The following is an 8,375-nucleotide window of genomic DNA, read 5'->3' as shown; positions in this document are numbered from 1 at the left end:
CAGGCGGATTCCGGGGCCCGGTCGGTGGAGGGGAGCCGACCGGGCCCCGTCGCCGGCTCAGGGCCCGGACGCCCAGGCGGTGGCCACCACCTCCCGGAACGGCCGGGGTGGACGCCCGGTGAGGTCCTCGACGACGGTGGTCGTCCGGTCCTCCGCGCCCGCCGCGATCGCCGCGTCCATCGCCGCGAGGAGGGCGGCGAACTCCGGCGGGACACCGGCGCCGACGAGCATCCCGGTCAGCTCGCTGACGCTGGCACGGCGGTGGCGGACCGGGCGCGGGCCGACCTCGCCGAGGATCGCGGCGACGTCGTCGTAGCTGAGGCCCTCCGGCCCGGTGATGACGTGGTCGGTGTTGTGGGGTGTCGGGTCGAGCAGGGCGGTCACCGCCACGTCGGCGATGTCCTCGGCGGCGACGAAGGCCACCCGGCCGTCTCCGGTGGCGCTGACGATCTCCCCGTGGTCCCTGGCCGACCGCGCGTGGGGGTGGCGGCGGCCGGTGAAGTTCTCCATGAACCAGGACGGCCGGAGCACCGCCCACTCGGGGAAGAGCTCATCCAGGCGGGCGTGCACGGCGCCCAGTCCCGGGCCGGCCGCCGGGACGGCGGACGAGCTGAGCAGCACCACCCGGCGGACGCCGCCCCGGGCCGCGAGTTCGAGGAACGGTCCCACGACCGGCATCGGGTCGGGGTCGCCCACCGGCGCGACGAGGTACACCGCCTCGGCCCCGCCGAGGGCGTTCCGGTGGGTCGAGGCGTCGTACCAGTCGAAGCGGACCCGATGCCCGGTCCCGTTCCTGCTGGCGACGCGGTTCGGGCACCCCCGTTCCCCCAGTTTCCTGGCGACCAGGCTGCCCGTGGTGCCGGTGCCACCGAGGACGAGGACGCTCACCGCTCGGCTCCCTCGGCGGTCCCGGGGTGGAAGGCCAGCGGGTTCCAGTAGTCGCGGTGGTGCTGGATGCGCCCGTTCCGGGTGGTGAGCACGCTGACGTACCGCGCCTGGTACGGCCGACCTGTCGGCACGACGACGCCGTGGGCGGTGAACTCGACGATGATCGTCCCGGGGTCCTCCGTCCGGTGCGTGACGGTGTCGCTGATCTCCCGCACGTCGAGCCGGCTCGGGTAGTCGCGCAGGTACTCCTGGATCGCGGCTCGTCCGTCGAGCCGGTCGGGCGCTCCGGGTGGCGCGAAGGGCAGTTCGAGCACGGCGTCGTCGGCGTAGAGGTCGACGTATCCGGCCATGTCGCCGGACAGCAGGGAAGCCACTCCCCGGTGGAGGATGTCGACGGGATCGTCTGGCACGGGTGGTCCCTTCGTGGTCGTGTTCCGAACCGATAGGATCCGGACTGACAGTCCACTACAGTAGCGGACCAACGGTCCGATTTCGAGGGGGTCCCCGGTGCGCGCCGACGCCGAACGGAACCGAGAAGCCGTCCTCCGGGCCGCCGGACGGCTCTTCGACGCGGCCGACGATCCCGAGCAGGTGTCGATGGACGCCATCGCCGCCGAGGCCCGGGTGGGCAAGGGCACGCTCTTCCGCCGGTTCGGCGACCGGGCGGGCCTGATCCGGGCGCTCTACGAGGAGCGCGCGGAGCGGCTGCGCACATCCCTGGCGCCAGATCCCACGCGGAGCCCACTGGAGAACGTCACGCTCCTCATGACCGCCACCCTCCGCTTCAAGACCGAGAACCGCGCCCTGGCCCGCGCCCTGGAGAACCAGGGAGGCGGGAGCCCGTACACCAACGCCGGCTACGACCACTGGCACCGCCAACTCGCGGAGCTGATCGCCGAGGCGCGCGGCCCGGAGGCCGCCGACTTCCTCGCCCACGCCCTCCTCGCGGCGGTGCGCAGCGACCTCGTCGCCCACCTCGACGACTGGCCGGCCGAGCGGGTACGAGCCGGCGTCGCGACCCTGGTCGCCTCGGTGGTGGGCCAGCCCACCGCGAGGCCGGCGCCGCCGGACACCGCCGACCACCCCCAGCCGGAGGACGCGGGGACGCCGCGCCACGCCTGACCCGGCCGGGCTCGACCACCGGCACCCTGACGATCACTCGTTCCGAACACCGATACCGCCATACGAGTGAGACCGAGGGCGGCACGTCGTTTGAACCTCCGCCATTGTGATTACTTCCAGTAGCTAAACCGCCAATCACGTTGTCATCCTGTTGGGTTTTTGCAACACTTTCACCCCATGAGCCCAGTGCGGCGGGGAGCCAGTCGGCCGATCCACAACCGACTGGCCGTGCTCCGGGCGGAACGCAGGATGAGCAGGACGGAGCTGGCGAGGGCGGTGGAGGTCAACCCGCAGACGGTCGGAGCCCTGGAACGGGGCGACCACTACCCGAGCCTGGACCTGGCGATGCGGATCTGCGAGGTCTTCGACCTCCCCGTGGAGGCCGTGTTCAGCCGCGAACCGTTCACCCCGCTGTCGCGGGAGGTCTACCGCCCGGTGAGGAGCGAACAGTGAAGGGGATCGCCGACAGGGCACGGGAGTGGGGTGAGCGCAGCGCCGAGGCGCAACGCCGGTGGCGGGAGCGGCAGGCGTCCTGGTTCCCCTCACTGCGGCCGAGGAGGCGCCGCCGCGCCGTGGTGCTGTGCCACGCCGTGCTGGCCGCCGCCCTGGTGCTGACCACCGCGTCGGTCGACGCGCTCGACGGCGCGTTCCTGCTCGTCTACCTGCCCGTCTACCTGCTGTGCGTGCTCAGCTGGTTCCTGCTGCGGGTGCTCACCAACACCATCGCGGAGTCCACGGCGACCACCCTGGACGAGTGGGAGCGGACGCTGCGGGACCGCCTGACCCACGTCTCCTTCCAGTTGGTGATCCCCGCGAACGTCTGCGTCGCGGCCTACCTGGTCATCACCGCCGACTCGCCGCGTTCGGCGGTGAGCGGGGCGGCGGTGCTCGCGGCCGTGACGTTCCTGTTGGCCTGCCTGCCCACGGTCCTGCTCGCCTGGATGCTGCCGGACGAGGATGCCGACATCGTCGACGTCCCACCGCCGCCGCCGCTGGCCCACTCGGACCAGACCCGGCCGGACCGGCCAACGCCGCCCGGGACGGGGACGGACCGCGACCGGGCGAGCACCAGCGGCCCGCGCGAGGGGCAGCCCGTGGGCATCGGCCACTGAGCGCGGGGGGCCGTCGACGCGGTCCGCGTCCGGCCACGCCCGCCATCCCGGCTCCACCCGCACGCGGGGAGCCGCCACATGGACCCGCCGGCGAACAAGACCGGCCTATCTGGGGAGAGGAATTGGTGTGACCCCATCGACGTTGGAGTTCGACCGGCTGACCAAGAGGTACGGGGAACGTACCGCGCTGCGGGAGCTGAGCTTCTCCGTCGCCGCGGGCGAGCTCTTCGGCTTCGTCGGCAGCAACGGCGCGGGCAAGACCACCACGATGCGCATCGCCCTCGGCGTCCTGGCCAGCGATTCGGGAGCCGTGCGGTGGAAGGGTACGGAGGTCGACCTCGCGGTGCGCAGCCGCATCGGCTACATGCCGGAGGAACGCGGTCTCTACCCGAAGATGAAGGTGGGCGAGCAGCTGGTCTACCTGGCGCAGATCCACGGGCTGGGCAGCCGTGCCGCGCGGGCGGCGATGGAGGCCTGGACCGAGCGGCTCGGCGTGGCCGAGCGTCGCGGTGACGAGGTCCAGAAGCTGAGCCTGGGCAACCAGCAGCGGGTCCAGCTGGCCGCCGCGCTGGTGCACGACCCCGAGGTCCTGATCCTCGACGAACCGTTCTCCGGTCTCGACCCGGTGGCCGTGGAGGTCATGAGCGGGGTCCTGCGGGAGAAGGCCGCCGAGGGCTGCCCGGTGGTCTTCTCCAGCCACCAGCTCGACCTCGTCGAACGGCTGTGCGACCGGGTCGGCATCATCCGGGGCGGCGAGATGGTCGCCTGCGGCACCGTGGAGGCGCTGCGCAGCCAGGGCAACCGCCGGGTGCTCGTGGTGGCACCCCGGGCTGGTGCGACCTGGGCCGAGGGCGTTCCCGGAGTGACCACCCTGGAGGCCGAGAGCGGCCGGTTCCTCGTCGAGCTCGACGACTCCGCCGACGACCAGGCGCTGCTGCGCGCCGCGCTGGCCACCGGCCCGGTCCACGAGTTCGCCACCCAGCAGCAGACCCTCACCGACCTGTTCCGCAACGTCGTCACCCAGGAGGTCGCAGCATGACCGCCCCCACCGAGAAGCAGCAGGTGGGCGCGGCCCAGGGCACCTGGTTGGTGGCCCGCCGCGAGATCACCACCCGCGTGCGGTCGAAGGCATTCATCTTCGGCACCCTCGCGATCATCGTCGCGATCGGCGCGTACATCGCGCTCATCTCCTTCCTGGGCAACGGCGAGAGTTCCAGCCGGGTGGGCGTCACCGCCGACACGGCGGTGCTCGGCGAACAGCTCACGGTCGCCGGGGACGCCCTCGGGCAGACCATCGAGGTGGAGGACGTCACCGACGCCGAGGCCGCGGAGCAGCGCGTCCGGGACGGGGATCTCGACGTCCTGCTCACGGGAACCCCCGGGGAACCCGTCGCGGTGGTCGACGAGGAGCTCGACCTCCAGCTCAACGGCATCCTCACCGGTGTCGTGCAGCAGCAGTCGCTGAACGAACGGATCAGCGAGGCAGGCCTGGACCCGGTGGAGGTGCAGCAGGAGGTCGCTGCCACCACCGTCGAGGTGCGGGCGCTCGGCCAGGCCGACGAGGACCGAGGTCAGCGCCTCATGCTCGCCATCGCCTCCGCCTTCCTCCTCTACATGGCGGTGATCATGTACGGGTCGATGGTCACGATGGGCGTCATCGAGGAGAAGGCGAGCCGGGTCGTCGAACTGCTGCTGTCGACGCTGCGGCCCTGGCAGCTCATGCTGGGCAAGGTCCTGGGCATCGGCACGGTCGGGCTGATCCAGATCGCCGCGATCGGAGCCGTCGGCGTGGTCGCGGGCACCGCGCTGGACGCCTTCACCCTCCCCGGCGCGGCGGTGCTGACCGTCCTCTCGACGGTGATGTGGTACCTGCTCGGGTTCCTCTCCTTCGCCGCGCTCTTCGCCAGCGCGGGTTCGCTGGTGTCGCGGCAGGAGGACGCCAGTAGCGTCACCACGCCCATCACCCTGCTGGCGGTGCTGCCGTTCGTCATCGGCTTCCCCCGCCTGATGAGCGACGCCAACGACACCCTGACCACCGTGTTGTCCTACATCCCGCTGTTCTCGCCGACCCTGATGTCGACCAGGACCGCGCTGGGCGTGGCCGAACCGTGGGAGATCGCCCTGGCGGTCGCGCTGTCTGTCGCCGCGACCGGTGTCATCGTCTGGATCGGCGGGCGGTTGTACAGCAACGCCGTGCTCCGGACGGGCAGCCGGGTCAAGCTCCGGGACGCGTTGCGCGGCTGAGCACCGGAAGAACGCCAACACGGCCCGGCCGGACCACTCCGGCCGGGCCGTCGTCGTGCTCAGCGGACCGCGCCACGCCCGAACCCTCGGCACTGGCCCACCGAGGCCGGACGACGGGTGGGAGGGCCGGAGCGGGGCGTTGGGCCCAGCCCCCGGAGGTCGGCGGGGAGGTCGACCAGCGGCGGGGGAGCACGTCCCCTCGGCCGGTGGTCCCCGGCCCGGGCCGGCGGGGGGACCGCTGGGGCAGGCGTGGCGCGGGCTGGCTGCCCGCTCCCGGCACCGGAGGGCGGCCCTGCGCCTCCGCCTGGCCGAGCCGGCCCGCCGGGGGCTCCGCGCCTCGGTCGGAACACGCGTGGGCCCCTCAGGACTCCCGACACCCTGAGGGGCCCACGGCACGTCCGCCGACGTGGAGAAGTGCGGCTCAGCGCTCGTCGATGGCCACGAACTCGCGTTCGGTGTAGCCGGTGTACAGCTGGCGCGGCCGGCCGATCTTGCGCACCGGGTCGTTGATCATCTCGCGCCACTGGGCGATCCAGCCGGGAAGACGGCCGAGCGCGAACAGCACGGTGAACATCCGCGTCGGGAAGCCCATCGCCTTGTAGATGAGGCCGGTGTAGAAGTCGACGTTCGGGTACAGCTTCCGCTGCACGAAGTAGTCGTCGGAGAGGGCGCGCTCCTCGAGCTTCAGCGCGATGTCCAGGAGCGGGTCGTTCACGCCCAGCTTGCCCAGGACCTCGTCGGCGGTGCGCTTGACGATGGCGGCCCTCGGGTCGTAGTTCTTGTAGACCCGGTGGCCGAAGCCCATCAGCTTGACCCCGGCCTCCTTGTTCTTGACCCGGTTCACGAAGGTGTCGACGTCGCCGCCGTCCTTGCGGATGCCCTCCAGCATCTCCAGCACCGCCTGGTTGGCGCCGCCGTGCAGCGGGCCGAAGAGCGCGTTGATGCCGGCCGAGATGCTGGCGAAGAGGTTGGCCTCGGAGGAGCCGACCAGGCGGACCGTCGAGGTGGAGCAGTTCTGCTCGTGGTCGGCGTGCAGCACGAAGAGCAGGTCCAGCGCCTTCACCAGCGCCGGGTCGACGTCGTAGGGCTCCGCCGGCAGGCCGAAGGTCATCCGGAGGAAGTTCTCCACCAGGCCGTGGGAGTTGTCCGGGTAGAGGAACGGCTGGCCGACCGACTTCTTGTACGCGTACGCCGCGATGGTCGGCAGCTTGGCCAGGAGGCGGATCGTGGAGATCTCGACCTGCTCGGGGTCGAGCGGGTTCAGGCTGTCCTGGTAGAAGGTCGACAGCGCGGACACCGCCGAGGACAGCACCGGCATCGGGTGCGCGTCCCGGGGGAAGCCGTCGAAGAACCGTTTCAGGTCCTCGTGCAGCAGGGTGTGCCGCTGGACCTTCTCGGTGAATTCGTCGAGTTCGGTCTTCGTGGGCAGCTCACCGTAGATGAGGAGGTAGCTGACCTCGAGGAAGTTCGACCGCTCGGCGAGCTGCTCGATCGAGTAACCACGGTACCGGAGAATTCCGGCGTCACCGTCGATGTAGGTGATGGCGGAGGAGCAGGCCGCGGTGTTCACGAAGCCCGGATCCAGCGTCACCAGCCCCGTGTCCGCGAGCAGCTTCTTCACGTCAACACCCGGCGCGCCTTCGGCCGGGGAGATCAACGCCATCTCGTGGTCGCTGCCCTGGTGGCGCAGCGCAACGGAACGATGGGCATTCGCGTCGGCGGGCATGCGAGTCCCTCTCACACTCGGACGAGACGACGCGCACGCGAGTGGGATCGCCACCTCCGGCCGCAGGGGCCCGGCCGGGCTGCCACCGGTCGCACGTCAGCACCGCCTCGTCGGGGTCCTGTCGTTGCTCACGCTAGTCGCCGAATTCCCCGTCGCCTACCCGTGGTGTTCACCAGAAGGCCCAGGTGGGACCACCGTCACATGCCGTGGCCGAGTGGGGTGTGATCTGCCGCGCACCGGGGCCGGGAACGCGGTCTCCCGGGTGTCCAGGAGCGCCCCACCGCGCCCCGTGGCCGGCTCCTCGGCGACGCCCCTCCGGAACGAGAGGGGCGTCACACTCCGCGCGCGGCCGCACACCCACGGCGTCGATCCCACTCGTGTGGGTGATTGCGTCCCTCGAGCAGAGCAACCCCAGACGTTCCCCCACCTCTCCGCCTATGAGGTGACGCCGCCACCGACGAGTGAGGGGCAAAAAACGCACCGCATCCAACCTCTATTGACTACGGAACGTCGTCTCATCATTCGTTCGGCACGCCGAACTCCGAGGTCAATCACGCACAAGATCACGCTTCGCACATGTCAATCACGATCCGTAATGATCATGCTGCCGTTTCGGGTGACGACAACGGTGGATCAACGAGATAGCTTTCCTTCTGCGGCCGCAACGTGAAAAAGAATCGGAATCGGAATCACTCCAGGTTAGGTGAAACGCTGTGATCATCCTTGACTCTCTGATCAACCTGCTGGTCAACATCGGGATCGACATCCTCTGATCCAGCGGTGAACGAGGCCGGGAGATCGCGAACCGGTTCCTCAGCCCGAGGAACCCGGTCGTGGCGATCTCCCGGCGCTCGCGGGGACCTCGTCGGCCTGTCCCGGAACTCCTTGTGCCCGGACACCGCCGGACCAGCCCGGTCAGGCAGGTGTCAGGAGTTCACCCTCCACCCGGCGAGGTCCCCGGACCGGGGCGGCTGCGCCCCCGGACGCGAGCAGGTGATCGCCGCCGCCCTGGCCGCGAAACCCAGCGCGCCCTCCCAGGTCTGCCGTCCCGCCTCCCGGAGCCGGTCGGGCGAGAGCAGCTCCCTGTCCTCCAGCCAGGCCAACAGCGCGGCGCACACCGTGTCCCCCGCCCCGATGGTGTCGACCACCTCGACGGCTACCCCCGGAACGCGGACGACCTCCTCATCCCCGATCAGGGCGAGCAGCCCGTCCCCACCGAGGGTGAGGACCACGGCGGCGGGCCCGGCGGACCGCCACTCGCGGGCGGCGGCCACCACGGCGGG

Annotated in this window: 9 protein-coding genes; 5 read left to right on the top strand and 4 right to left on the bottom strand. The window is 70.9% G+C overall.

The window, feature by feature from the left end; translation table 11 throughout:
- Positions 1–57: 57 nt before the first annotated feature.
- Both ACTIDRAF_RS0220470 and ACTIDRAF_RS0220465 read right to left on the bottom strand, forming a co-directional pair.
- Positions 58–888 (bottom strand): Rossmann-fold NAD(P)-binding domain-containing protein, encoded by an 831-nt coding sequence (locus ACTIDRAF_RS0220470; protein WP_016700587.1) that lies wholly within the window; start codon positions 886–888, stop codon positions 58–60.
- Positions 885–1,298 (bottom strand): nuclear transport factor 2 family protein, encoded by a 414-nt coding sequence (locus tag ACTIDRAF_RS0220465; protein WP_016700586.1) that lies wholly within the window; start codon positions 1,296–1,298, stop codon positions 885–887. Before ACTIDRAF_RS0220465 ends, ACTIDRAF_RS0220470 begins: the two co-directional genes overlap by 4 nt.
- Before the next feature lie 97 nt (positions 1,299–1,395).
- On the opposite strand from ACTIDRAF_RS0220465, the gene ACTIDRAF_RS0220460 reads away from it, so the two are divergent.
- The 5 genes from ACTIDRAF_RS0220460 to ACTIDRAF_RS0220440 all read left to right on the top strand — a co-directional run bounded on the left by ACTIDRAF_RS0220460 (position 1,396) and on the right by ACTIDRAF_RS0220440 (position 5,366).
- The gene (locus ACTIDRAF_RS0220460; protein WP_016700585.1) at positions 1,396–2,010 is read left to right on the top strand and encodes a TetR/AcrR family transcriptional regulator; all 615 of its coding nucleotides are present in this window, start codon (positions 1,396–1,398) and stop codon (positions 2,008–2,010) included.
- A gap of 177 nt (positions 2,011–2,187) precedes the next feature.
- Positions 2,188–2,463, top strand: a complete 276-nt coding sequence (locus tag ACTIDRAF_RS0220455; protein ID WP_026066321.1) for a helix-turn-helix transcriptional regulator — start codon at positions 2,188–2,190, stop codon at positions 2,461–2,463.
- Positions 2,460–3,122 (top strand): hypothetical protein, encoded by a 663-nt coding sequence (locus ACTIDRAF_RS35100; RefSeq protein WP_016700583.1) that lies wholly within the window; start codon positions 2,460–2,462, stop codon positions 3,120–3,122. The genes ACTIDRAF_RS0220455 and ACTIDRAF_RS35100 overlap by 4 nt, the downstream gene beginning before the upstream one ends.
- A gap of 127 nt (positions 3,123–3,249) precedes the next feature.
- Positions 3,250–4,161, top strand: coding sequence for an ABC transporter ATP-binding protein (locus tag ACTIDRAF_RS0220445; protein WP_016700582.1), 912 nt, complete (start codon positions 3,250–3,252; stop codon positions 4,159–4,161).
- Positions 4,158–5,366: an ABC transporter permease gene (locus tag ACTIDRAF_RS0220440; protein ID WP_016700581.1), complete on the top strand. Its 1,209-nt coding sequence runs from the start codon at positions 4,158–4,160 to the stop codon at positions 5,364–5,366. Before ACTIDRAF_RS0220445 ends, ACTIDRAF_RS0220440 begins: the two co-directional genes overlap by 4 nt.
- Before the next feature lie 421 nt (positions 5,367–5,787).
- Here the strand turns inward: ACTIDRAF_RS0220440 and ACTIDRAF_RS0220435 are convergent, their stop codons facing one another.
- Entirely contained in the window at positions 5,788–7,092 is a 1,305-nt protein-coding gene (locus ACTIDRAF_RS0220435) for a citrate synthase (protein WP_039788441.1), read from the bottom strand.
- Between the two features lie 926 nt (positions 7,093–8,018).
- On the bottom strand, positions 8,019–8,375 hold a 357-nt coding region (locus ACTIDRAF_RS0220430), incomplete at its 5' end, for a PfkB family carbohydrate kinase (protein WP_016700579.1).

The organism is Actinoalloteichus spitiensis RMV-1378 (genome assembly GCF_000239155.1).
Taxonomy (GTDB): domain Bacteria; phylum Actinomycetota; class Actinomycetes; order Mycobacteriales; family Pseudonocardiaceae; genus Actinoalloteichus_B; species Actinoalloteichus_B spitiensis.
Note: the sequence above shows the minus strand (reverse complement) of the source record. Positions and strands in the feature narration are given on the sequence as shown.

What these genes read in the sequence shown, in the direction of transcription:
- ACTIDRAF_RS0220435 (WP_039788441.1), bottom strand. Translation starts at nt 7,092, where the DNA reads ATGCCCGCCGACGCGAATGCCCATCGTTCCGTTGCGCTGCGCCACCAG.
- ACTIDRAF_RS0220455 (WP_026066321.1), top strand. Translation starts at nt 2,188, where the DNA reads ATGAGCCCAGTGCGGCGGGGAGCCAGTCGGCCGATCCACAACCGACTG.
- ACTIDRAF_RS0220440 (WP_016700581.1), top strand. Translation starts at nt 4,158, where the DNA reads ATGACCGCCCCCACCGAGAAGCAGCAGGTGGGCGCGGCCCAGGGCACC.